Annotated in this window: 23 protein-coding genes; 12 read left to right on the top strand and 11 right to left on the bottom strand. The window is 72.9% G+C overall.

Annotated elements, in window-relative coordinates:
- The first annotated feature begins 33 nt into the window (after positions 1–33).
- Entirely contained in the window at positions 34–1,428 is a 1,395-nt protein-coding gene (locus ACFWUY_RS20895; protein WP_384110585.1) for a DUF2079 domain-containing protein, read from the top strand.
- Here ACFWUY_RS20895 and ACFWUY_RS20890 read toward each other — a convergent pair.
- On the bottom strand, positions 1,416–2,087 hold the full coding sequence (locus ACFWUY_RS20890) for a hypothetical protein (RefSeq protein ID WP_384110581.1): 672 nt from the start codon (positions 2,085–2,087) through the stop codon (positions 1,416–1,418). The genes ACFWUY_RS20895 and ACFWUY_RS20890 overlap by 13 nt on opposite strands.
- Before the next feature lie 128 nt (positions 2,088–2,215).
- Positions 2,216–3,760, bottom strand: coding sequence for a FadD3 family acyl-CoA ligase (locus ACFWUY_RS20885; protein ID WP_384110697.1), 1,545 nt, complete (start codon positions 3,758–3,760; stop codon positions 2,216–2,218).
- A gap of 90 nt (positions 3,761–3,850) precedes the next feature.
- On the opposite strand from ACFWUY_RS20885, the gene ACFWUY_RS20880 reads away from it, so the two are divergent.
- The 3 genes from ACFWUY_RS20880 to ACFWUY_RS20870 are packed head-to-tail and all read left to right on the top strand — an operon-like array spanning position 3,851 to position 6,212.
- Positions 3,851–4,993, top strand: coding sequence for a lipid-transfer protein (locus ACFWUY_RS20880; RefSeq protein WP_384110578.1), 1,143 nt, complete (start codon positions 3,851–3,853; stop codon positions 4,991–4,993).
- Between the two features lie 14 nt (positions 4,994–5,007).
- Positions 5,008–5,433: a Zn-ribbon domain-containing OB-fold protein gene (locus ACFWUY_RS20875; RefSeq protein WP_384110575.1), complete on the top strand. Its 426-nt coding sequence runs from the start codon at positions 5,008–5,010 to the stop codon at positions 5,431–5,433.
- Positions 5,430–6,212 (top strand): enoyl-CoA hydratase/isomerase family protein, encoded by a 783-nt coding sequence (locus ACFWUY_RS20870; RefSeq protein ID WP_384110572.1) that lies wholly within the window; start codon positions 5,430–5,432, stop codon positions 6,210–6,212. The genes ACFWUY_RS20875 and ACFWUY_RS20870 overlap by 4 nt, the downstream gene beginning before the upstream one ends.
- On the opposite strand, the gene ACFWUY_RS20865 is transcribed toward ACFWUY_RS20870, so the two are convergent.
- On the bottom strand, positions 6,199–6,786 hold the full coding sequence (locus tag ACFWUY_RS20865; protein ID WP_384110569.1) for a hypothetical protein: 588 nt from the start codon (positions 6,784–6,786) through the stop codon (positions 6,199–6,201). The two genes, ACFWUY_RS20870 and ACFWUY_RS20865, sit on opposite strands and share 14 nt — an antisense overlap.
- A 126-nt stretch (positions 6,787–6,912) precedes the next feature.
- Between ACFWUY_RS20865 and ACFWUY_RS20860 the strand changes: the two genes are divergently transcribed.
- The gene (locus ACFWUY_RS20860) at positions 6,913–7,524 is read left to right on the top strand and encodes a hypothetical protein (protein WP_384110566.1); all 612 of its coding nucleotides are present in this window, start codon (positions 6,913–6,915) and stop codon (positions 7,522–7,524) included.
- Between the two features lie 19 nt (positions 7,525–7,543).
- Here ACFWUY_RS20860 and ACFWUY_RS20855 read toward each other — a convergent pair whose 3' ends face one another.
- Together ACFWUY_RS20855 and ACFWUY_RS20850 are read right to left on the bottom strand one after the other, a co-directional pair.
- Positions 7,544–9,994, bottom strand: coding sequence for a PQQ-binding-like beta-propeller repeat protein (locus tag ACFWUY_RS20855; RefSeq protein WP_384110563.1), 2,451 nt, complete (start codon positions 9,992–9,994; stop codon positions 7,544–7,546).
- A gap of 163 nt (positions 9,995–10,157) precedes the next feature.
- Positions 10,158–10,949: a VOC family protein gene (locus ACFWUY_RS20850; RefSeq protein ID WP_384110560.1), complete on the bottom strand. Its 792-nt coding sequence runs from the start codon at positions 10,947–10,949 to the stop codon at positions 10,158–10,160.
- 329 nt (positions 10,950–11,278) lie between these two features.
- Between ACFWUY_RS20850 and ACFWUY_RS20845 the strand changes: the two genes are divergently transcribed.
- Positions 11,279–11,926 (top strand): TetR family transcriptional regulator, encoded by a 648-nt coding sequence (locus ACFWUY_RS20845; RefSeq protein ID WP_384110557.1) that lies wholly within the window; start codon positions 11,279–11,281, stop codon positions 11,924–11,926.
- Positions 11,927–12,074: 148 nt separating this feature from the next.
- Here ACFWUY_RS20845 and ACFWUY_RS20840 read toward each other — a convergent pair whose 3' ends face one another.
- On the bottom strand, positions 12,075–12,545 hold the full coding sequence (locus ACFWUY_RS20840) for a nitroreductase family deazaflavin-dependent oxidoreductase (protein ID WP_384110554.1): 471 nt from the start codon (positions 12,543–12,545) through the stop codon (positions 12,075–12,077).
- On the bottom strand, positions 12,546–13,655 hold the full coding sequence (locus tag ACFWUY_RS20835) for an acyl-CoA dehydrogenase family protein (RefSeq protein WP_384110551.1): 1,110 nt from the start codon (positions 13,653–13,655) through the stop codon (positions 12,546–12,548).
- A gap of 106 nt (positions 13,656–13,761) precedes the next feature.
- Between ACFWUY_RS20835 and ACFWUY_RS20830 the strand changes: the two genes are divergently transcribed.
- The 4 genes from ACFWUY_RS20830 to ACFWUY_RS20815 all read left to right on the top strand — a co-directional run bounded on the left by ACFWUY_RS20830 (position 13,762) and on the right by ACFWUY_RS20815 (position 17,283).
- Positions 13,762–14,955, top strand: coding sequence for an acetyl-CoA acetyltransferase (locus tag ACFWUY_RS20830; protein ID WP_384110549.1), 1,194 nt, complete (start codon positions 13,762–13,764; stop codon positions 14,953–14,955).
- A gap of 113 nt (positions 14,956–15,068) precedes the next feature.
- Positions 15,069–16,343, top strand: a complete 1,275-nt coding sequence (locus tag ACFWUY_RS20825) for an FAD-dependent monooxygenase (protein ID WP_384110544.1) — start codon at positions 15,069–15,071, stop codon at positions 16,341–16,343.
- Positions 16,340–17,002, top strand: a complete 663-nt coding sequence (locus ACFWUY_RS20820; RefSeq protein ID WP_384110541.1) for a pyridoxal 5'-phosphate synthase — start codon at positions 16,340–16,342, stop codon at positions 17,000–17,002. The genes ACFWUY_RS20825 and ACFWUY_RS20820 overlap by 4 nt, the downstream gene beginning before the upstream one ends.
- 32 nt (positions 17,003–17,034) lie before the next feature.
- Positions 17,035–17,283: an SCO4226 family nickel-binding protein gene (locus ACFWUY_RS20815; RefSeq protein WP_384110538.1), complete on the top strand. Its 249-nt coding sequence runs from the start codon at positions 17,035–17,037 to the stop codon at positions 17,281–17,283.
- Positions 17,284–17,339: 56 nt separating this feature from the next.
- On the opposite strand, the gene ACFWUY_RS20810 is transcribed toward ACFWUY_RS20815, so the two are convergent.
- From ACFWUY_RS20810 to ACFWUY_RS20795, 4 genes are all read right to left on the bottom strand, one after another.
- Entirely contained in the window at positions 17,340–19,235 is a 1,896-nt protein-coding gene (locus tag ACFWUY_RS20810) for an AMP-dependent synthetase/ligase (RefSeq protein WP_384110535.1), read from the bottom strand.
- Between the two features lie 175 nt (positions 19,236–19,410).
- Complete coding sequence (locus tag ACFWUY_RS20805; RefSeq protein ID WP_384110532.1) at positions 19,411–20,055, bottom strand: TetR/AcrR family transcriptional regulator; 645 nt, start codon at positions 20,053–20,055, stop codon at positions 19,411–19,413.
- A gap of 110 nt (positions 20,056–20,165) precedes the next feature.
- The gene (locus ACFWUY_RS20800) at positions 20,166–21,512 is read right to left on the bottom strand and encodes a dicarboxylate/amino acid:cation symporter (protein ID WP_384110529.1); all 1,347 of its coding nucleotides are present in this window, start codon (positions 21,510–21,512) and stop codon (positions 20,166–20,168) included.
- Between the two features lie 359 nt (positions 21,513–21,871).
- On the bottom strand, positions 21,872–22,138 hold the full coding sequence (locus ACFWUY_RS20795) for a DUF4229 domain-containing protein (protein WP_384110526.1): 267 nt from the start codon (positions 22,136–22,138) through the stop codon (positions 21,872–21,874).
- A 176-nt stretch (positions 22,139–22,314) separates the two neighbouring features.
- Between ACFWUY_RS20795 and ACFWUY_RS20790 the strand changes: the two genes are divergently transcribed.
- The gene (locus ACFWUY_RS20790) at positions 22,315–22,848 is read left to right on the top strand and encodes a GNAT family N-acetyltransferase (protein ID WP_384110521.1); all 534 of its coding nucleotides are present in this window, start codon (positions 22,315–22,317) and stop codon (positions 22,846–22,848) included.
- A 118-nt stretch (positions 22,849–22,966) separates the two neighbouring features.
- Entirely contained in the window at positions 22,967–23,833 is an 867-nt protein-coding gene (locus ACFWUY_RS20785) for a helix-turn-helix domain-containing protein (protein ID WP_384110518.1), read from the top strand.
- Positions 23,834–23,858 lie beyond the last annotated feature (25 nt).

Here is a 23,858-nt window from a genome sequence, read left to right as displayed (position 1 = left end):
GCGTCTCAGGGGCGGTCTCCGAGGGTCGCCCCCATGACCGCCCCCATGACCGCCGTGCTCACCGCTTCCCCGGCGCCCGTGCGTCGCCGCGCCGGCTCCCGTACCGGCCCCGCCCTCCTCTCCGCCGGGTTCCTCGTCCTGTACGCGGTGTTCGCGCTGCGCGAGCACGCCCGGTTCCGGACGACCGGCTACGACCTGGGGATCTTCGGGCAGGCGGTGCGCTCGTGGGCGGAGGGGCGGGCTCCCGCCTCGGAGATCCGGGCCGCGACCGCGCCCGCCGGCTTCGCGGGGGACGCGTATCCGCTGCTCGGTGACCACTTCCATCCCGTCCTCGCCCTGCTCGCCCCGCTGTACCGGCTCGTCCCTCGCGTGGAGACGCTCCTCGTCGCGCAGGCCGCGCTCGTGGCGCTCGGCGTGTACGTGACCGCCCGAGCCGCCCAACGGCACCTTCCGGAAAGGAAGTCGGCCGCCGTGGTCGTCGGGGCGGCGTGCGGGCTCGGCTGGGGTACGCAGCAGCTGATCGGCTTCGACTTCCACGAGGTGGCGTTCGCCGTGCCGCTGCTCGCCCTCGCCTGCCGCGCGTACCTCGACGGGCGCACCCGGGCCGCCGCCTGCTGGGCCGCCGCGCTGCTCCTGGTGAAGGAGGACCTGGGGGCGACGGCCGCCATGTTCGGGCTGTTGCTCATGCGGCAGGACCGCCGCACCGGGCTCCTGCTCACTGCTGGGTCCCTCCTCGGCGCCGTCCTGATCGTCCACGGGGTCGTTCCGGCCTTCGCCGCCGACGGGCGGTACGTGTACCTGAGCCAGGCCTCCGGCGCGTACGGGCTCCTCGACGGCTGGGACGTGAAGGCGCTCACCGTGGTCCTCCTGCTCGCCGTGACCGGTGGGCTCGTGCTGCGCAGTCCCCTCGCCTGGCTGCTGCTGCCCACCCTGGCCTGGCGGTTCACCTCCGCGAACCCGGCCCACTGGGAGCCGGGGCTCCACTACTCGGCGGTGCTCGTGCCGATCGCGTTCGCGGCGCTCGTCGACGCGATGAGGAAGGGCGTACGGCTGCCGCTGTCCGTACCCTTCGCCGTCGGTCTCCTGCTCCTGCCCACCCAGCCCCTCGGGGCCCTCGCCACCCCCGGCTTCTGGAGCGCGAGCCCCCGGGAGGCCGCCGTCCGCGATGCCCTGGCCCTCGTCCCCGACGGGGCCCGGGTCGCGGCGAGCAACAGCCTCGCCCCGCACCTGACCGACCGGGCGACCGTGCACCTGGTCGCGGACGGGGTGCTCGACCGGCGCCCGGAGGTCGGCTGGATCGTGGCCGACGTACGGGAACCCTGGCCCGCCGGGGCGGTCGGGCGCGTCCTGACGCGGGCCGGGGAACGGGGGTGGCGGGTCGCGCGGGAGGCCGGGGGGATCGTGGTCCTGGTCCGTCAGCGGGCGTAGGCGCCCAGGCCCACCAGGCAGTACACGTACTCGTTGATCGTGGTGCCGTTCATCGTGTAGCGGTGGGAGAAGGCGTACTCCGTCTTCGGGTTGGCGTTGCACTTGTCCATGTCGGAGGTGAACGGGAAGGTCTGGATCACCTTGTAATGGGCGTCGGACGCCGAGCAGGGGACCTCGTCGACGCCGCTGACGCTCTGCGCGGTCTCCGAGTTCGGGAGGTCGCCGTTGAGGCAGGTGCCCTTCTCGTACGGGTCGGGCTCCTCCTCGGTGGGAGTGGCGGTGGCGTCGGCGGTGCCGTCCACGTCGGGGGTGGGGAACGGCTCGTACGAGAAGGTCGGGATCGTGCCGGGGCCCGTGGAGCCGGCCCGGTCGCCCTCGTCGGAGTCCTGGAGGAACACGGCCGTGCCGATCACGGCGGCGATGACGAGCAGTACCAGGCAGCCGAGGGTGTTGGACTTCCCGTTCCGGGGTGCGGCGACGGTGATGCGCAGGTACACCGTCCCCTCGCCGAGCCGGGCCGCGACGAGTTCGCCGTGGCGGCAGGGGCGGACGGTGAGGTGGACGGGGCCGGTCGGCAGGGTGACGGGGATGATCACGCCCTGGGCCGCCTGCTGCGGGGTCAGGGTGAGGGGGATCTCGGGCGACGCTGGCGAGGACACGGGCTGCTCCATGGAGGTGGGTCTGCGGTTCGCCGGGACTGCAACTATGACGTGTACACGTAGGCGAGCGGTTGCACTCCGCACTCCTTCGCCCACCTGGTTCGCCCTGCCCCCTCGCTCCCTCGCCCTCAACTCCTTTCCCTCAGCTCCCCCTTCACCACCTTCCCGCTCGCGTTCCTCGGCAGCTCCGCCACGAACTCGACCTCCCTCGGCACCTTGTAGTTCGCCATCTCCCGCCGCGACCAGGCGATCAGGTCGTCCGCCGTGACCCGCGCCCCCGCCCTCCGTACCGCGTACGCCTTGCCGACCTCGCCGAGCCGCGCGTCGGGGACGCCGATCACGGCGACGTCCGCGATGTCCGGGTGGAGGCCGATGAGCTGCTCGATCTCCGCCGGGTAGGCGTTGAAGCCGCCCACGATGAACATGTCCTTCAGGCGGTCGGTGATCCGCAGGTTGCCGGTCGCGTCCAGGACGCCGATGTCGCCGGTGCGGAGCCAGCCGTCCGCGTCGATCGCCGCCGCCGTCGCCTCCTCGTCCTCGAAGTAGCCGCTCATCACGTGATGGCCCCTGACCAGGACCTCGCCGGTCGGGGAGAGGCGGACCTCGGTGCCGGGGATCGGGCGGCCCGAGGTGGTGGCGACGGTCGTGTCCGGGTCGTCGCGGCGGCACATGGTGACGATGCCGCTCGCCTCGGAGAGTCCGTACGCCGTGAGGACCGTGCCGACGCCCAGGTCGGCGCGGAGGCGCTCGACGAGCCGGAGGGGGACGACGGCCGCGCCCGTCACGACGAGGCGGAGGGAGGACAGGTCGTGGGCCGGGCGGGCGGGATGGTCGAGGAGCGACTGGTGGAGGGTGGGCGGGCCGGGCAGGACCGTGACGCGCTCGGCGGCGATGTTGGCGAGGACGGTGTCGACGGTGAAGACCGGCTGCGGGACGATCACCGCGCCCCGCATCAGGCAGGCGAGGATCCCGGCCTTGTAGCCGAAGGTGTGGAAGAAGGGGTTGACCACGAGGTAGCGGTCGCCCTCCCGCAGGCCGGCGAGTTCGGACCAGATCGCGTAGCAGCGCAGACTCTGGGCGTGGCTGATGACGGCGCCCTTGGGGCTGCCGGTGGTGCCGGAGGTGTAGATGATGTCGGAGGGGGCGGTGGGGTCGATCCCCCCGGCCCGGGCGCGGACGCGGGCGGGCGGGACGGTGTCGCCCTCCGCGAGGAAGGCCTTCCAGGTGGTCCACTCCTCGGGGGCGGTGTCGCCGAGGACCACGACCCTCTCCAGGTGCGGGAGTTCGACTCCGGAGCGGCGCAGGGAGGCCACGTACGAGGTGCCGAGGAAGGTTCCGGTGACGAAGAGCAGCCGGGCCCGGGAGCGCTGGAGGACGTGGGCGGCCTCGGTGCCCTTGAAGCGGGTGTTCAGGGGGACGAGGACGGCGCCGGCGGTGACGGCGCCGAGGGCGGAGACGATCCAGTCGAGGGTGTTGGGCGCCCAGATCGCCACCCGGTCACCGGCCTCGACGCCGGTGGCGAGGCAGGCGGCGGCGGCCCGTTCGACGCGTTCGCCGAGTTCGGCGTAGCTGACGCGGGTCCGGCCGTCGACGACGGCCTCCCGTGCGCCGTACCGCTCGGCCGCCGCCCGTACGAGACCGGGGATCGTGCCCCACTCCAGGTCGCCGCGCACATCCATACCCAACCTCCCTGTAGCTGACTATCCGTCAGATTAGTTGTAGCCTGACGCGCTGTCAGCACCGCTGTCGCACCGGGAGGTTCCGTGCTCAAGGACGCCACCGCCATCGTCGGGATCGGACAGACCGCCTTCGCGAAACAGCTCCCCGAGACGGAGAAGGCCCTCGCCTGCCGGGCGATCCTCGCCGCCCTCGACGACGCCGGGATCGACCCCTCCGAAGTCGACGGCTTCGCCTCCTACACGATGGAGGAGACCGACGAGGTCGAGGTCGCCAAGGCCATCGGCGCCGGCGACGTCACCTTCTTCTCCAAGGTCGGCTACGGCGGCGGCGGCTCCTGCGCCACCGTCGGCCACCTCGCCGCCGCCGTCGCCACCGGGCAGGCGGGCGTCGGCGTCGCCTGGCGGTCCAGGAAACGCGGCAGCGGACCCCGCCCCTGGAAGAACACCGCCGTCCAGCTGCCCACCCCCGGCCAGTGGACCCGCCCCTTCGGGCTGCTCCGCCCCGCCGACGAGATCGGCATGCTCGCCCGCCGTTACATGCACGAGTACGGCGCCACCCGCGACCACCTCTTCAACGTCGCCCTCGCCTGCCGCAACCGCGCCAACCAGAACCCCGACGCGATCATGTACGAACGCCCGCTGACCCGCGAGATGTACATGACCTCCCGCTGGATCAGCGAACCCCTCTGCCTCTTCGACAACTGCCTGGAGACGGACGGGGCGCTGGCGTGCGTGATCGTCTCCGCCGAACGGGCCCGCGACTGCCGCCGCAAGCCCGTGTACGTGCACTCCGCCGCCCAGGGCCTGCCCGCCCAGCACCACGGCATGGTCAACTACTGGAACGACGACCCGCTCTCGGGGCCCGCCTGGACCGCCGCCCGGCACCTCTGGAAGCACGCCGACTTCGGCCCCCAGGACGTCGACGTCGCCCAGATCTACGACGCCTTCACCCCGCTCGTCCCGCTCTCCCTGGAGGGCTACGGCTTCTGCGGGCGTGGCGAGGGCGCCGCCTTCACCGAGGGCGGTGCCCTGGAGATCGGCGGCCGGCTGCCCCTCAACACGGGTGGAGGAGGGCTGAGCGAGGCGTACGTCCACGGCTTCAACCTCATCACCGAGGGCGTGAAACAGCTCCGCGGCACCTCCACCGCCCAGGTCCCCGACGCCGCCACCTGCCTCGTCACGGCGGGCGAGGGCGTCCCCACGTCCGCGATCCTGCTGCGCTCCTGAGGAGTTGGTCCCGCATGCTGACACCGGTCCCCGACGAGGACGGCGCCCCCTTCTGGGAGTACGCCGCCCGGGGCGAACTGCGCGTCCAGAGCTGCGCCGACTGCGGCGAGCTCCGCTTCCCGCCCCGCCCCTGCTGCCCGCACTGCCGGTCCTTCGCGAGCGAGTGGCGGCTCATGACCGGACGCGGCCGGATCTGGTCGTACGTCCTGCCCCACCCGCCGCTCCTGCCCGAGTACGCCGCCCAGGCCCCGTATAACGCGGTGCTCGTCGAACTCTCCGACGCCCCCCGCATCCGCCTCGCCGGCAACGTCGTCGCCGCCCCGGACGCCGCCCTGAACTCGGTCGACCCGGCCCGGCTGCGCATCGGCGCCCCGGTGAAGGTCGCCTTCACCGAGATCGACGGCGTCACCGTCCCCCGCTGGCTCCTGGAGCGCGGATGAGTGTCCGCGTGGACCGCGACAAGGAGACCGGGGTCGCCGTCGTCACCCTCGACCGGCCGGAGAAGCACAACGCGATCACCCTCGACATGGCGCGCGGACTCGGCGCCGTCTGGCGGGGGTTCCGGTACGAGGACGAGATCCGCGCGATCGTCGTCACCGGGGCCGGGACGCGGGCCTTCTGCACCGGGATCGACCGGGAGGCCGCCGGGAACGTCCCCCAGCCCTCCTCCCCGTACACGATCGACGACCCCCTCCTCACGATCGGCCCCAAGGCCAACGACCTGTGGAAGCCGGTGATCGCCGCCGTCGAGGGCATGGCCTGCGGCGGGGCCTTCTACCTGCTCGGCGAGGCCGAGTTCCTGATCGCGGGCGAGGACGCCGCCTTCTTCGACCCGCACACCACCTACGGGATGGTCAGCGCCTTCGAGACCGTCCGGATGGCGCAGCGGATGCCCCACGGGGAGATCGCCCGGATGGCGCTGATGGGCGGCGCGGAACGGATCTCGGCCCGGCGGGCGTACGAGACGGGGCTGGTCAGCGAGGTGACGGCGCCCGGCGGAGCGCTGGCCGCCGCCCGCGGGGCCGCCGCCGTCATCGCCTCGTACCCGACGGAGGCGGTGCAGGGCACGGTCCGGGCGCTCTGGTCGGTGAAGGAGACGGCGATGGCCCAGGCGTTCGCGCTCGCCCCGCACCTGGTGACGCTCGGGAACCTGCCGCCCGGGCGTCAGGCCGACCTGTTCGGGCGGCGGGGGGCGGGGGCGGGGTTCAGGACGAGGTAGCCGAGGGGGTGGCGGTGGAGGCGGCGGCCCCCGGCTCCTCACCCATGTCGTAGGACCAGCATTCCTTCACCTGGTCGACGTTCTCCGGGTGGACCATCTCGACCTCGACGGTCTCCGTTCCGCCGGGCTCGACCGTGACCTCGGTCGTGACGTGGTCCACGGCCCCGCCGGACGCCCCCTTGAAGACCACGACGATCCGGAACGTCTTCTCCGTCGCCGCGGTCGATCTGACCTTCACCGTCGCCGTGACGTCCGCCTTGCGGGCCGGCTTGCCCTTCCGCTTCTTCTGCGCCGGATCCACGCAGTCGACGACGGCGGTGACGACCTCCGCCGTCGAAGCGGCGGTGGGCGTGGGGGCGTATGCCGTCTCGCCGCCGGCGTCGCCCGAGCCGCTGTAGTCGTCGTTGCTCTTCTCGTCGCTGGAGCAGCCGCCGCCGGAGTCGTCGTCCGAGCGGCTCTTGCCGCTCTTGCTCTTGCCGCCACCACCGCTGCTGCCGTGGCCGGTGTGGAACCCGGTCAGCGCGAGCACCACCACCGTGAGCGTCGCCGCGAGCTTCAGGCGTGTGCGTACCATCACCGCTCCCCGTCGTCCCTGTCGTGTGCGCGCCACTTTCTCACGACGCTTCCGCGCCGCATGGCGGGCCCCCCGCACCCGGCGTAGCGTCGGAAGCGAGAGCCGACCGTCAAGGAGGCCGCACCGATGATCCGCAACGTCGCCGGTTCGGTCCTCGCTCTCGTCGGAGCGGCGGCCGCCGTCTGGAGCCCCTTCCGTGCCTGGTACGACGGCCGTCACGGGCGCGACTACGCCATCGGCGACCTGTTCACCGGCATCACCGGCGACAAGGCCTCGCTGCTCGGCTCGATCCTGCTGCCCTTCCTCTTCGCCGCCCTCGTCACGCTCGTCGGCGTGGTGCTGCGCTCCCGGCTGCTCGTCGCCCTCGCCGGGATCGTCGTCCTCGGCTTCACGATCCTGTGGATGGTGCGCGTCGGGCTCGCCGAGGGCAGTCTCACCGTCGGCGGCGGAGGCGGTACGGGGCTCGGCGACGGCGTCGCGAACGCCCTCGGCGGCGGGATCCTGCTGCTGATCGGCGCGCTCGTCATGTCGGGCAGGGCCCGTGCGCGCCGGGTGGACCGGCCGCCCCGGCACACCCACCCCCCGCTCGACGGCCCGCCGCGGGACGGGACTCCCGAAGACCCGCGTCACCATCCGCAGGCCTCGGCCCCGTACGCGGAGACCCAGACCTTCGACAGGTACGACGTGCCGACCCGGGGCCCGGAACGGGACGACCCGCCGCCCAGGAACACGCCCTGAGGCAGCGGGCCCCTGCGGGCTACCGTGCGGCGGATCCCCGGCCGGTGGCCGTGCCCTTGACCGCGTCGAGCGCGTACACGCAGCGGTCCTTGCTGCACGCGTACACGACCCCGCCCTTCGCCACCGGCGAGCCGGTGATCTCGCCGCCGGTGGCGAGCTTCCAGCGCAGCTGACCGCCGGTCGCGTCCAGGGTGTAGAGGACGTGGTCGGCCGAGCCGAAGTGCACCCGGCCGTCGGCGACGACCGGGGAGCCGACCAGCTCGCCGCCCGCCGCGAACCGCCACCGGGGCGTACCGGTGACGGCGTCGAGCGTGTAGAGCGCGCTGCCGCTGCCGACGTGCACGTTGCCGTCGGCGACGAGCACCGGCTCGGCCGACTGCCGCGGCTCGGTCGCGATCCGCCAGCGGTCCTGACCGGTGGTCGCGTCGATCGCGTACACCGTGCCGAGGTGGTCGGAGAGGTACACCCCGCCGCCCGTCACCGCCGGACCCGGCGCGAACGCGGGCGGGGAGAGGAAGACGGCCGGCGCCTCGAAGTGCCAGCGGACGTGCCCGGCGGCGATGTCGATCGACAGGACCCGGGTCCCGGCCGACACGTACACGCAGCCGTCCTCGGCCGGGGCGACCCGGACCGGCACGTTGGCGCAGGAGGCGGCGTCGCCGATCGGGTACGACCAGCGCTCCACACCCGTACGGGCGTCGAGGGCCTGGAGCCGGGCGTCCCGCCACACGTACACGGTGTCGCCGTGCACGGCGGGCCCCGCCTCCGGGGTCTCGAAGTCGGTCTGGGCGCCGGTGACCTCCCACAGCTTGGCGCCGTTGGAGGCCTCCCAGGCCTGCACCCCGCCGCCGCGCGTGCCGGTGACGACCGTGCCCCGGTCGACCTGGAGCGAGTACACCCACGCGTCCGTCCGCAGCCGCCAGCGCTCGCTGCCGTCGGTCGCGTCGAGGGCGTACAGGGTGGGCCCGTCGGAGGCGTGGATACGGCCCGAGGCGACGGCCATGGACCAGGCCACGTCCCGGGTCTTGAACTGGCGCCGGCCGCTGCCGGTGTCCAGGGCGTGTACCTCGAACGAGGTCACGTACAGCAGGTCGCCGTCCACGACCGGGGTGCCCCAGACGTCGTTCGACATCCGGAACCGCCACGGCCGCCAGGGGCCGGGCTCCGGAGGCGGGGCCTGGTCGGAGCCCTGCGCGGGGACGTTCACCGGGCGGGAGCCGGGCGGCGGGCCGGGCTCCCCGGCGTGCGGACCGGGCTCGGCGCCGTGCGGGCCGCCGCCGGGCGGACGGATCCAGCCGGTCGCGGGACCGGCGTCGGCGCCCCGGCCGACGGCGAGCGCGGCCCGGGTGTCGGCGACCCGGGGGCCGGGGCCGATCGGCACGGTCGCGCCCGCGAGACGTACGGGTCCGCCCGCGCTCTCGGCGGGCCCCGCGTGCCGGCCGCCGCCGACGGGCGCGGGCTCGGGACGACGGCCGCCGGGGGGCGCGGGCTCCGGGAAGCGCGGGTCACCGCCGTGGTCGGCGGGCTGCCGCGGCGGGCGCGGCGGCATCGGCGGCGCGGCCGGCGCCGGAGCGGGACGGCCGCCGCGACGGGTCTCGATCATGGCGGTGGCGCTCGCCGGCAGCCAGGCCGAGGCCGTGCCGCTGTCGTCGCTGCCGGGGCCGAAGAGGTGCGGGGCCAGCTGGGCCTGGAGGTCGGCCGGGGACGGGCGCCGGGTGACGTCCGTCTGCATGCAGGAATCGATGAGGGGCCGCAGCTCGTCGGGCAGGCCCTCCAGGTCGGGGCCCTCGCGGAGCAGCATGAAGACGGTCTCGACCGGGTTGGCGCCGTGGAACGGCGCGTGGCCGGTGGCGGCGAAGACCAGCATCGAGCCCAGCGAGAAGACGTCGCTGGCGCCGGTGACGCTGCGCGAGTCGCGGGCCTGCTCGGGCGACATGTAGGCCGGGGTGCCGACGGCGACATTGGTCATGGTCAGGCGCGTGTTGGAGACGCCCGACGCGATGCCGAAGTCGATCACCCGGGGGCCGTCCTCGACGACGAGGACGTTGGAGGGCTTGAGGTCGCGGTGGACCAGGCCCGCGCCGTGGATGGACTGCAGGGCCTCGGCGACACCGGCGGCCAGCCAGCGCACGGCCTGGGCCGGGAGCGGCCCGCACTCGTTCACTATCTCTTCGAGCGAGGGCGCGGGGACGTAGGCGGTCGCCAGCCAGGGCACGGCGGCCCGGGGGTCGGCGTCCACGACGGCGGCCGTGTAGAAGCCGGAGACCGCCCGCGCGGCCTCCACCTCGCGGGTGAAGCGCACCCGGAACAGCTGGTCCTCCGCGAGCTCCGTGCGCACGGTCTTGATCGCCACGCGCCGGCCCGAGGCCGAGCGCGCGAGATAGACCAGGCCCATCCCGCCCGCGCCGAGCCGGCCCAGCACCTCGAAGGGCCCGATACGTCTCGGGTCGTGCTGCGTCAGCTGTTCCACTTGCCTGCCACCTCCCCGTACGGGCCATGAGGGTACGGCCCCGTGGCCCTGATTCTTCCTGTCCGAGGGCCCGGTTGCGAACCCGGGGGCGGATCGGGGTGTCGCAGGTCATAGGGGGCGGTCCCGTACGGGCCGGTACCGGCCCCGTACGGCCCCGTACGACTCAGCTCCTACCGGCCGGTTCCGGTTCCGCCAGGACCGCGAAGCGGGCGCCCTGGTTGTCGTGGAGGACGGCGATGCGGCCGTGGGGGGTGTCGAAGGCCGGGGTGGCGACGCGGCCGCCGAGGCGGACGGTGGTCGCGCAGGCCTGGTCGCAGTCGCGGACGGCGAAGTGGACGAGGACGTGGCCGGGCATCTCGGCGGGGAACGCGTCGGTGATGACGGCGCGTCCGCCGAAGGCGCTGTCGTCACCGGGCCGGGAGCCGGGCGGTGACCAGACGCGGTAGTCGAGGCCGGCGTCCCCGCCCTCCTCCTCGGCGTCGGCCTGGCGGCCGAGGTAGCCGAAGACGGTGGCGTAGAAGGTGTCGACGGCCTCGGGCCGGCGCGTGTACACCTCCATCCAGCAGAAGGAGCCGGGTTCGTTCGTGACCTCGAAGCCGTCGTCGTCGCCCGACTGGCGGAGGCCGAAGACGGCGCCGCCGGGGTCGGCGGCGAGGGCGAGGACGCCGAAGGGGCCGACGGGGTACGGCTCCATGACCATCTGTCCGCCTGCGGCCTTGATCCGGGTGGAGAGGCTGCCGGCGTCCCGGGTGGCGAGGTAGAGGGTCCAGGTGGTGGGCATGCGGCCGTCGCGCTTGGGGAGGAGCCCGGCGACGCGTCGCCCGTCGAGGAGGGCCTCGTCGCGGTCGGGGTCGAAGGTCCAGCCGAAGAGCTCGCCGTAGAAGCGCTTGCCCGCTTCGAGGTCGGGAAGCTGTGCGTCCACCCAGCAGGGGGTGCCCTCAGTGCGTGCCGCCATGGGTCCACGCTAGGACGGCGGAGACGGACCCGCACGCCCCGAAATGCGAACAAAGAGGCGATTCAGTGGGCCGGAGCCCTTGGGGCGCCTGGGTTGTCCACCGAAGTTGTCCACAGGCTGTTCATAAGGCTATTCGAGTACGGGACTCCCCCGGCCGGCCCGGCAGGACCGCCGCACCGGCCCGCAGGGCCACCACACTGGCTCGAACCCGCCCCTCCGCGCCGATCCGCGGATCCGCGCCGACCTGGCGGAACACCCGCGGAACAGGGTCGCACCCCATTTGCAGTCGGCCGAATCGCGCGCCGACACCCCCTCGGTAAGCTGACGGCATGACAGGACAAGTACGCACCGTCGACGGCCGCGTGGCCGGACGACGCGGTCAGGCGACGCGGCAGAAGCTGCTCGACTGCCTCGGTGAGATGCTCAGCTCCTCGCCCTACCGGGACGTCAAGGTCATCGATGTGGCCCGGAAGGCGGGTACTTCACCCGCGACGTTCTATCAGTACTTCCCGGACGTCGAGGGAGCGGTTCTCGAGATCGCGGAGGAGATGGCCAAGGAGGGCGCCGGGCTGACCGAGTTGGTCTCCGGCCGCTCCTGGGTCGGCAAGGCGGGCTGGCAGACCTCCGAGGAACTCGTCGAAGGCTTCCTGGACTTCTGGCGGAAGCACGACGCGATCCTCAGGGTCGTGGACCTCGGCGCCGCGGAGGGCGACAAGCGGTTCTACAAGATCCGCATGAAGATCCTGAACTCGGTCACCAACTCCCTCACGGACGCGGTGAAGGAGCTCCAGGCCAAGGGAAAGGTCGACAAGGAGGTCAGCCCCGCCGCCATGGCCGGCGCGCTGGTGGCGATGCTGGCCGCGGTCGCCGGCCATCAGAAGGGCTTCACGACCTGGGGTGTGAAGCAGGCCGAACTCAAGCCGAACCTGGCTCTGTTGGTGCATCTGGGCATCACCGGCAAGAAGCCGGCCAGATAGCCAGCCCCGGTATTCGAGACTCCTCCACCCGTCCTGTCGTCGACGCCGACGGCGGCCCGCCCCCACGGACCGCCGTCGGCGTCGCCGTGTCTCCGGCCGGGACGCCGCACCGCCCCGGGGCCGGAGGGCTCGTCGCCGGGCCGTTCCCTCACCGCCGGGTCAGCCGGAAGAGTCTGATCTCGCGCTCCACCCTCGCCTGGTACGTGGCGTACGGCGGCCAGAACTCAAGCGCCGCCCGCCAGGCCGCCGCCCGTTCCTCCCCCGTGAGCAGCTCCGCCCGTACGGGGATGTCGGCGCCCCGCCAGTTCACCTCGACGTCCGGATGGGCGAGCAGGTTCGCCGTCCACGCCGGGTGTCCCGGGCGGCCGAAGTTGGAGCCGACGAGCAACCAGCCGCCGTCCGGTTCCGGCATGCAGGCCAGCGGCGTGACCCGGGGCAGTCCGCTCCTCGCGCCCCGGGCGGTGAGCACGACACCGGGCAGCATCTGGGCGCTGAGCAGCACTTTTCCCCGAGTGAGCCGGTGCACGGCCTTGTCCATGGCGGGGACGACGCGCGGGCCGATCCGGGCGAAGGTCCGGGTCGAGGACATCTTCTGTACGAGTCTGCGTCCGACGGGCATCTACGCCGCCACCTCTCCGAGGAGTCCGGTCCGTTCGACCGCCCGTGCGCGCAGCCGCCGTACGGGTCCGAAGAGCAGTTCGTCGGAGGCGGCCCGGTGGAAGAAGGGCACGGCGGCGTCGGACAGCCGGACGGCCTCGTCTGCGGTGGCGCGCAGGACCTCCAGGGCGTGGGCGAGGGCGAGCGGCCCGCCCTCCGGTCCCGGGCCGGGTTCCCGTGCCGCGCAGTACGTGAGGGAGCGGGCGGCCTCGACCTGGACGTGGAGGTCGGCGAGCCGGTGTCCGGCCGCGGCGGTGCGGTCGGGGGCGTGGGCGACGGCGCGGTCGAGGGCCTCCCGGGCCGCGCCGACGGCCTCGGCGGCCAGCATGACGGCGGCGGTGCGGCCGGTGGCGGCGAGGGCGCCGAGGACGTCGGCCGGTTCCTCGCCGAGGAGTTCGGCCCCGGTGTCGCGGAACTGGAGGGTGGCCCGGGGACGGGTGCGGTCGAGGGCGGGCTGCCGGGTGCGGACGAGCCCGGGTGCGCCGGCCGCCTCGGCCCGTACGAGGAAGAGGAGCGTACGGCTGCGGGCGAAGCCTCCCGTGTGGGCGGCGACGAGCAGGAGTCCGGCGCTGTGTCCGTCGACGACCTGGGCGGCCTCGCCGTACAGCCGCCAGCCCCCGTCGGCGGTCGCGCGGGCCTGGACGCCGCCCGCGCGGCCGCCGCCGGCCCAGTCGTCGGCGGTGTTGTCGCCGGTGAGGCCGAGGGCGAGGGCGAGGGGGCCGGGTACGGCGAGGGCGCAGGTGAGGGTGGCGTCGGCGAGGCGCGGGAGGAGGGCGGCGCGCTGGGCGGGGGTGCCGAGGGCGGCGAGGAGCGGGGCGCAGAGGACGGTGGTGGCGAGGAGGGGAGAGGGGGTGAGGGCGCGGCCGGTCTCCTCGCAGGCGAGGGCGAGGGTGGCGGAGCCGTGGTCGTCGGCGAGGCCGAGGACGCCGGACATCCGGGTCCACAGCTCGGGGTCGTGCCCCTGGGGGGTGGCGGTGGCCGCGCGGTCGCGGTGCGGCCCGGCCCGTTCGGCGAGCAGGTCCCGCAGGGCGCGGCGGATCTCCCGCTGCGCCTCGGTGAGCGTGGCGTCCATGGGGCTCCCTCCGCATCTGACGATCCGTCATGCTAGAGGCGGGCGGTGCCGCTTGCCCAGAGAAACGTCGGTTCCGATCCATCAAATCTGATGTACCGTCAGATCCATGCCGACCGCCACGACCGCCATGCCAACCCCGCCCACCATCAAGCGGAGTTCCCGCCGCGTCGCCGTCGCCGGCGTCTCCCTCGCCGACTGCGGCCGGGTCGACGAGGCCACCCCGTACGCACTGCACGCCCAGGCCGCCCGCCGCGCGCTCGCGGACAGCGGCCTGGACCGCTCGGTGATCGACGGCCTGGCCTCGGCGGGCCTCGGCACCCTCGCCCCGGTCGAGGTCGCCGAGTACCTGGGGCTTCGCCCCCGCTGGGTGGACTCGACCGCCGTCGGCGGTGCCACCTGGGAGGTCATGGCCGCGCACGCCGCCGACGCGATCGCCGCGGGCCACGCGAACGCGGTCCTCCTCGTGTACGGCTCCACCGCGCGCGCCGACATCCGTGCCCGGCGGCGCACCGCGAACCTCTCCTTCGGGGCGCGCGGCCCGCTCCAGTTCGAGGTCCCGTACGGGCACACCCTGATCGCCAAGTACGCGATGGCCGCGCGCCGCCATATGCACCGGTACGGGACGACCCTGGAGCAGCTCGCCGAGGTGGCCGTCCGGGCACGGGCGAACGCGGCGCTCAACCCGGAGGCGATGTTCCGCGACCCGATCACCGTCGACGAGGTGCTGTCCGGGCCGATGATCGCGGACCCCTTCACCAAGCTGCACTGCTGCCTGCGCAGCGACGGCGGCTGCGCGGTCCTGCTGGTCGCGGAGGAGTACGTCCAGGACTGCCGCACCGCCCCGGTCTGGGTGCTCGGCACCGGCGAGCACGTCTCGCACACCACGATGTCGGAGTGGGAGGACTTCACGGTCTCCCCGGCGGCGGTCAGCGGCCGGCTCGCCTTCGAACGGGCGGGGGTCACCCCGGCGGACGTCGACCTCGCCGAGGTCTACGACGCCTTCACCTACATGACCCTGGTGACCCTGGAGGACCTGGGGTTCTGCCCGAAGGGCGAGGGCGGCCCGTTCGTCCAGGAGAAGGACGGGCTGCCGGTGAACACGGACGGCGGCGGCCTGTCGGCCTGCCACCCGGGCATGCGAGGGCTCTTCCTGCTCGTGGAGGCGGTGCGGCAGCTGCGCGGGGAGGCCCCGGGGCTCCAGGTGCGCCGGGCGGACGGAAGCCTGCCGGAGCTGGCGGTGGCCTCGGGGACGGGGGGCTGGTTCTGCTCTTCGGGGACGGTGGTACTCGGCCGGGGCTGACCAGCCCCGGCCAGGAATATATACAAGCGTCATAGACACTCGTATAGGACATCCGTATAGTCATGTCCGCGGGCAGGGGGAACGGCCCGCAGACACCCGACAAGGAGTCCGTCATGAGCAGCACCGTGAAGCCTGCCAAGACCGTCCTGATCTCCGGCGCCTCGATCGCCGGCCCCGCCCTCGCCCTCTGGCTGCACCGCTACGGCTTCACCCCCACCGTCGTCGAGCGCGCCCCCGAACTGCGCACCGGCGGCTACAAGGTGGACATCCGGGGCACCGCGATCGAGGTCTGCCGCCGGATGGGGATCCTCGACGAGGTCCGCGCCGACTCCACCGACATGCGCGGCGGTTCGTACGTCGACGAGAACGGCCGCACCATCGGCGAACTGCCCGCCGACATCTTCGGCGGACGCGTCGAGGAGGACGACGAGATCATGCGCGGCGAGCTCGCCCGCATCCTCTACGACCGCACCCGCGACGACGTCGAGTACCTCTTCGGCGACTCGATCGCCGAACTCGCCGAAGACACCGAAGACACCGGCGGGGTCACGGTGACCTTCGAGAGCGGCACCGTCCGCCGCTTCGACCTGGTCGTCGGCGCCGACGGACTCCACTCGAACACCCGGCGCCTCGCCTTCGGCCCCGAGGAGCGGTTCAAGCGTCACCTCGGCGCGTACGTCTCCATCTTCACCGCCCCCAACCACCTGGGCCTCGACCGCTGGGAGACGTACCACGCGCTCCCCGGGAAGCTGGTCTGCGTCTACAGCTCGGCCGGCGAGACCGACGCCAAGAACCTCTTCGTCTTCTCCTCGCCCGAGGAACTCCCCCACGACCACCGGGACGTCGCCGCCCAGAAGCGGCTGCTCACCGGCGCCTTCGGCGGCGACGGCTGGGAGATCCCCCGGCTCCTGGGCCACGCGGCCGACGCCGACGACTTCTACCTCGACTCGATCTCCCTCGTCGAGATGGACCGCTGGTCGAAGGGGCGCGTCGTCCTCCTCGGCGACGCCGCCCACTGCTCCTCCCCCGCCTCCGGCCAGGGCACCGGACTCGCCCTCACCGGCGCGTACGTCCTGGCGGGCGAGCTGGCCCGGGCGGGCGGCGACCACACCGTCGCCTTCGCCCGCTACGAGGCGCGCATGCGGCCCGGCGTGGAGCAGAACCAGCGGATGGCTGAGGGCTTCGTCAAAGAGATGACCGTGGACTCGAAGTGGAAGATCGCCCTGCGCATGTTCATGGTGAGGACCCTGCCGAAGACCCCGTGGAAGAACCTCATCGCGAAGAAGATCCGCGCCGACATCCAGGCGGCGGCGAACGCGGTCCCGCTGGAGGACTACGCCATGCCGACCATGGGCGACGGCGCCCCGCGCCCTACCCTCGCCGCATGACCGACTTCCACCACGCCCTGCGCTCCCTCAAGGTCTGGGACACCGAGCTCCCCTCCTTCGACCCGGCGGGCGCCCCGCCCGAGCCGCTCCCGCTCTTCCACGACTGGTTCACGGCGGCGGTCGCGGCCGGCCAGACCGAGCCGCACACCCTCTCCCTGGCCACCGTGGACGAGGACGGCAGGCCGGACGTCCGTACGGTGATGCTGCACGACGCCGACGCGCGCGGCTGGCACTTCGCCTCGCACGCCACCAGCGCCAAGGGCCGCCAGCTCGCCGCCCGCCCCGAGGCCGCCCTCGGCTTCTACTGGCCGGTCCAGGGCCGCCAGATCCGACTACGGGGCCACGTCACCACCGGCACCGCGGAGGAGGCGTACGAGGACCTCCACGCCCGCACCACCGGCGCCCTCGCCTCGGCGCTCGTCGGCCGGCAGAGCGAGGTCCTGGACTCCCCCGGGACCCTCGCGGAGGCGAGCGCCGCGGCCTGGCGCCGGGCCGAGGCGGAACCGGACGCCCCGGCCCCCACCTGGACCCTGTACGTCGTCGAACCGGCCGAGGTCGAGTTCTTCCAGGGCGACGCGCGGCGCCGCCACCTGCGCCTGCGCTACCGCCGGGACCCGGCGTCCGGCACCGGCTGGCTGCGCGAGCTGCTCTGGCCCTGAGGGCGCACCATGGAAGTGGAGGTGTGAGCAGCATGGGTACGTACATGGACGTGCACCACGGCATGGTGGGCATCACCGCGGACCAGCTCCGCGAGGCGCACCAGGCCGACCTCGCCATCGAGAAGGACGAGGGGGTCCACTTCGAGCGGGCGTGGGCCGACCCCTCCTCGGGAACGGTCTACTGCCTCTCCACGGGCCCGTCGGCCGACGCCGTGAAGCGGATCCACGAACGGACCGGCCACGCGGCCGACGAGATCCACGAGGTGCCCCTCATGGTGTGAGGGCTCCCCGAAGGTTTCCCTGAAGGATCCCCGAAGGATTCCCTGAAGGGCACCCCTTAGGGGGTGCCCCCGTCCCCGGGGCCCGCCCCGTACATCTCCTCGATCTCCCGCGCGAAGTCCCGCAGCACCGCGCGCCGTCTGAGCTTGAGGGACGGCGTCAGGTGCCCCGAGGACTCGGAGAGTTCGGCGGTCAGGACCCGGAAGGCGCGGATCGACTCCGCGCGCGAGACCAGCCGGTTGGCGTCGTCCACGGCCCGCTGGAGCGTGCCGATGAGTTCCTCGTCCCGGGTCAGTTCCCAGAGCGCCAGATGGTCCTTGTGCCGCATGCGCCGCCAGTGGGTCAGGCCCTCGTGGTCGAGGGTGACCAGGGCCGTGACGTACGGGCGGTCGTCGCCGACGACGACGCACTGGGCGACCAGCGGGTGGGCGCGGAGCCAGTCCTCCAGGGGTGCCGGAGCGACGTTCTTGCCCGCCGAGGTGATGAGGACGTCCTTCTTGCGGCCGGTGATCCGCAGATAGCCGTCGGCGTCCAGGGAACCGAGGTCCCCGGTGGGGAACCAGCCGTCGTCGGTGTACGGCAGGGCCGCCCCGCGCTGGGCGTCCCAGTACCCGGCGAAGACGTGGCCGCCCTTGAGCCAGACCTCGCCGTCGTCGGCGATCCGGACGGACGTGCCGGGCAGCGGCCAGCCGACGGTGCCGGTGCGGGGCCGCTGCGGCGGGGTCACCGTCGAGGCGGCCGTGGTCTCGGTCAGGCCGTACCCCTCGAAGACCTCGACGCCCGCGCCCGCGAAGAACTCGGCGAGGCGGGCGCCGAGCGGGGAGCCGCCGCAGATCACGTACTTCACCCGGCCGCCGAGCACGGCCCGGATGCGCCGGTAGACGAGCGTGTCGTAAAGGGCCCGGGTGGCCCGCAGGGAGAGCGAGGGGGCGTCCTCCTTCCCGTACCGGCGGGCGACCCGGGCGGCCCGGTCGAAGGAGGCGGCCCTCCCGCCGCGTTCGGCGGTGGCGCGGGCGGAGTTGTAGACCTTCTCCAGGACGTACGGGACGGCGAGGAGGAAGGTGGGCCGGAAGGCGGCCAGATCGGTGAGGAGTCCGTCGCCCTCGACGGAGGGGGCGTGCCCGACCCGGACGCGGGCCCGGACGCAGCCTACGGCGACCATCCGCCCGAAGACGTGGGAGAGCGGCAGGAACAGCAGGGTGGCGGGAGGTTCCTTGCTCTCGGCGAGGAAGACGGGGTGGAGGAGCCGGACGGCGTTGTCGACCTCGGCGAAGAAGTTGGCGTGGGTGAGGGCGCAGCCCTTGGGCCGGCCGGTGGTGCCGGAGGTGTAGACGAGGGTGGCGAGGGTCTCGGGGGTGAGCAGGCCCCGGCGGGCGGTGACGGCCTCGTCGGCGACGCGGGCGCCCGCCCGGCGGAGCTGGTCGACGGCGCCGGTGTCGAGGACCCAGAGGTGGGTGAGGCCGGGGAGCTGCCGCCGTTCGGCGGAGACGAGCCGGGCCTGCCCGGGGTCCTCGACGACGCAGGCGGCGGCGCCGGAGTCCTGGAGGATCCAGCGGGTCTGGAAGGCGGAGGAGGTGGGGTAGACGGGGACGGTGACGAGTCCGGCGGCCCAGGCGGCGAAGTCGAGCAGGGTCCACTCGTAGGTGGTGCGGGCCATCAGGGCGAGCCGGTCGCCGGGCCGGAGGCCGTGGGCGATGAGGCCTTTGGCGACGGAGTGGACCTCGGCGGCGAAGCGGGCGGCCGTGACGTCGTACCACTCGCCCCGGGGGCCCTTGCGGGAGAAGAGGACGGTCTCGGGGTCCTGGCGGGCGTTGTCGTAGGGGAGATCGGCGAGGGACCCCCGCCGTACGGGTGGGACGAGGGCGGGTACGGAGACCTCCCGGACCACCCCGTCGACCAGGGTCTTGCGCGGCTCGACCGGTTCGCTCTCGGACGGGGCGGTGACGACGGACACGTGCGGCTCCTCGGTCTGCGCGATGAACTGAGGTCGTACGTCGGTGCGTTGTCTGCTTCACGTCTGCTTCACGTGCCAACTAGCCGGTAACCTTACTGCGCGGTAAGGCTCAACGGGGAGACGAGCGCGCGCACTTCACGACTCGGCGCGGAGACCGGCGCGCGTGCCGTACGGCTCAGCGCGGAGACCAGCGCTCGCTCCTCATGAGGTTCCCGAGCCCCGACCAGGCGAAGTCCATCAGCGTCGCGGCCGTCTCCCGCGCCGTCACCCCCGGCGTCTCGTCGGCCCAGCCGGCCAGCGACTCGGCGGAACCGACCAGGGCCCGCGCGAGCGCGGCCACGTCCCGCTCCGTGACGGCGGCGGCGCCCCGCGCCTCCCGCGCCGCCTCGCCGATGAGCCCCGCGACGAACGCCGTGATCTCGTCCCGCATCCGGGCCGCCTCCCCGGCGAACGGCTCCCCGTGCGTCCGCGCCTGCCGGCTCAGCACCGTCCAGGAGTCCGGGTGCTCGGCGGCGTACGTGAAGAACGCGAGCAGCCCCGCCCACAGCCGCTCGTCGGGCGGCGCGCTCCGGTCGGCGACCGCCTCGGCCACCACCGCGAGCAGGGCCTGCGCCTCCCGCCGGATCACGGCGGTGAAGAGCTCCTCCTTGGAGTGGAGGTACAGGTACACCAGCGGCTTGGAGGCCCCGGCCAGCTCGGCTATCTCGTCCATGGAGGCCGCCCGGTAACCGTGCCGCGCGAAGCTCCGCACGGCCGCGTCCAGCATCTGCCGCTCCCGCACGGCCCGCGGCAACCGCCGCGCCTTCGCCCCGCCGGCCATGGCGCCCCACCCCTGCTTCCAAGATCCACCGGATGCCCCGCGGAAAGCCTACGTGCCCCCTGCCCGGACGGGGCAGGAGGCACGTGGGGGGGACCGGACGCGCTGACGTGTCAGGCGGCGACGGCGACCTTCGGCTCGGCCTCGCGGCTGTCGGCCAGGTCGTCGATCGGGGACGCCGAGGCGTTCTCGTACGCGGTGAGGTCGAGGATCTTCTCGCGGGCGGAGACGATCACCGGGACCAGGGCCTGGCCCGCGACGTTCGTGGCCGTGCGGATCATGTCGAGGATCGGGTCGATCGCCATGAGGAGGCCGACGCCCTCCAGCGGGAGGCCGAGGGTGGAGAGGGTCAGGGTCAGCATGACCGTCGCGCCGGTCAGGCCGGCGGTGGCCGCCGAGCCGATGACGGAGACGAAGGCGATCAGGAGGTAGTCACCGATGCCGAGCTGCACGTCGAAGATCTGCGCGATGAAGATCGCGGCGAGCGCCGGGTAGATCGCGGCGCAGCCGTCCATCTTGGTGGTGGCGCCGAACGGGACGGCGAAGGAGGCGTACTCCTTCGGGACGCCGAGGCGCTCGGTGACCTTCTGGGTGACCGGCATGGTGCCGACCGAGGAGCGGGAGACGAAGGCCAGCTGGATGGCCGGCCAGGCGCCCTTGTAGAACTGGACCGGGTTGACCTTGGCGACCGTGGCGAGCAGCAGCGGGTAGACGCCGAACATGACCAGGGCGCAGCCGATGTAGACGTCGGCGGTGAAGGTCGCGTACTTGCCGATCAGGTCCCAGCCGTAGTCGGCGATGGCGAAGCCGATGAGGCCGACGGTGCCGAGCGGAGCGAGGCGGATGACCCACCACAGGGCCTTCTGGAGGAGCTCCAGGATCGACTCGGAGAGGGTGAGGATCGGCTTGGCGCGGTCGCCGAGCTTGAGGGCGGCGACGCCGGCGACGGCGGCCATGAAGACGATCTGGAGGACGTTCAGCTCGGTGAAGGGCGTGATGACGTCCGTCGGGATGATGCCGGTCAGGAAGTCGATCCAGGAGCCCTCGCGCTTCGGCAGCTTGCCGTCCTGCGGGGTGAGGCCGGTGCCGGCGCCCGGGTTGGTGACCAGGCCGATCGCGAGGCCGATGGCGACCGCGATCAGGGAGGTGATCATGAACCAGAGCAGGGTGCGGGTGGCGAGCCTGGCGGCGTTGTTCACCTTCCGCAGGTTGGTGATCGAGACCAGGATCGCGAAGAAGACGAGCGGGGCGACGGCCAGCTTGAGCAGCTGGACGAAGATGTCGCCGACCTGGCCGAGGGTCTCCTTCAGCCAGGAGACGTCCTGGCTGCGGGCTATCCAGCCGAGCAGGGCGCCGAGGACGAGACCGGCGATGATCTGGGCCCAGAACGGGACCTTGGGTATCCGGGACGAGGGCTTGGTCTCGTTCTCGGGCGCGGAAGCGGGCGCGGACGCGGACACAGACACACTCCACAGGTGCGTATCGGGCAATACGGGGACGGGGGTGCGGCACACACGCGCTCGAGCGCGGGCCGCTGCATGATGCCGGATCAGAGCACGCGGCAACAGACCGCGGACATACAGCGGCAGAGATCGACGTGCAGGCGCGCCACGAGCGGGATGCTCACGGCGTCGAAGGGGCGCACTGCTGTCGTCATGGCGAACACGTTAACACTTGAACTTTGAGAACCTCAAAGCCCTTCTTTGGGGTGCGGGGGTGCGCTCCCGCCTCCGAAACGCAGAACACCCCAGGCGGGAGCCTTGGAAGCTCCCACCCGGGGTGGGTGGTCTGTGACGAACCTTACGCAGCCTTTACGTGGCTACAGCGCGTCCTCCTGGGACCGGTTCGCGGCCAGTCGGCCCTTGGCGCGGTCGACCTTCGCCGCGACCTCGGCGCTCGCGTCGTCCCGCACCTTGCGCAGCAGGACGAAGCTCAGCGGGGCGGAGATGACGAGGGCGAGCATGAGGACCCAGAGCAGGTTCGAGTCGCCGAGGCCGCGCGGCAGCGCGCCGACGTAGACGAGACCCCACAGGGCGAGGAAGCATCCGGCGAAGACACCGAGACGCATCAGCGTGTAGCGGAGCATGTCAGTCCACTCTTCCGTTCCGACGTTCCGAGAAGTGCCCGAGGTCCCGAGGCCCCGAGGTCTCAAGATCCCGAGGCCCCCTACGGGGCAAGCGCCTCTCCAGTGAAGCACGGAGGGCGGGGCCGCCCGGGACCGGCCCTCTTGAGCACCCCGGACGTAATAGCTAAGATAGCCTCATGACCCTTACGTTCGAGGTGGATCCGGCGGCCGACCGCGCCCTGCGCGACGGCGTGCTCTCCCTCTGGGCCGACGTCTCCAACGCCGGCGGCTCGGTCGGCTTCGTCCCTCCCGTCACTCCCGACGAGATCCGCCCCGCGCTGCTCAAGCACCTCGTCGGGATGACCGAGGGCGGCACCCGTCTGCTCGTCGGCCGCGACGAGGACGGCGAGGTCGCCGCCACCGCCTTCTTCACCTTCAACACCCACCCGCTGATGACCCACTGGGTGTGGCTCTACACGGTGATGGTCCACCCCCGGCACCAGGGCAAGGGGTACGGCAGCGACCTGATGGCGGCCGTCGAGCGCACCGCCCGTACCGCCGAGGGCTTCGAGGGGATCGAGGCGATCCGGCTGACCTGCCGGGGCGGCACCGGCGTCGACCGCTTCTACGCCCGGTCCGGGTACAAGGAGGTCGGCCGCGTCCCCGACGCGATCCGGGTGGCCCCCGGCGACGACCGCGACGACATCATCATGCTGCTGCCCCTGAACTGATCCGACCCGACCGGACCGGACCGGATCTGACCGAACCTGACCGGACCGGGCACAGGATGTCGGGTCCCGCAGGCCACGCCCTTCCTACGGTGAAGCACGGAAGAGGAAGGACGCACCCATGCTGGAGCGGCTCAACCAGGCCCTGGACCACATCGAGGAACGCCTCCGCGGCGACCTCGAAGCGGCCGAACTCGCCCGGATCACCATGACCTCGGAGTACCACTTCCGGCGCCTGTTCTCGGCGCTGGCGGGGATGCCCCTGTCGGAGTACGTACGGCGCAGGCGGCTCACCGTCGCCGGCGCCGAGGTCCTCGCCGGCGACCGGACGCTCCTGGAGATCGCGGTCCGGTACGGCTACGGCTCCGGCGAGGCCTTCGCCCGCGCGTTCCGCACGGTGCACGGGGTCGGCCCCGGCGAGGCCCGCCGCACCGGGGCCGCGCTGCGCTCCCAGCCGCGCATGTCCTTCCGCCTCGTCGTCGAAGGGAACAGCACCATGCGGTACAGGGTCGTGGAGAAGGAAGCCTTCCGGATCATCGGACGCGGGTCCCGGGTCCCCCTCGTCCACGAGGGGGAGAACCCGGCGATCACCGCGCACATCAGGTCCATCGGTCAGGAGGCCCTCGACCGGCTCGCCCTCCTCTCGGACGGGGAGCCGCAGGGCGTCGTCTCGGCGGTCACGCACCTCTCGGAGAGCCGGGAGGAGGGCACCGAGCTCGACTACTGGCACGGGGCCGTCAGCGGCGCCGAGGTGCCGGAAGGGTTCGACGCGCTCGACGTGCCCGCCGGCACCTGGGCCGTCTTCGAGAACGAGGGACCGCTCCCGACGGCGATCCAGTACCTGTGGCGGGACGTCTTCACCCAGTGGTTCCCTTCCAACCCGTACGCGAGCCGGCCCGGCCCGGAGATCCTGGGCGTCCGCCCGTCGGAGGACTGGAAGACGGCACGGGCGGAACTGTGGATCCCGGTGGAGCGCACGGAGGCGTGACGCGCGCAGGAGAGGGGCCGGCGGA

It is taken from the genome of Streptomyces sp. NPDC058664 (assembly GCF_042716635.1).
GTDB lineage: Bacteria > Actinomycetota > Actinomycetes > Streptomycetales > Streptomycetaceae > Streptomyces.
This window is presented reverse-complemented; position numbering and strand designations above follow the sequence as displayed.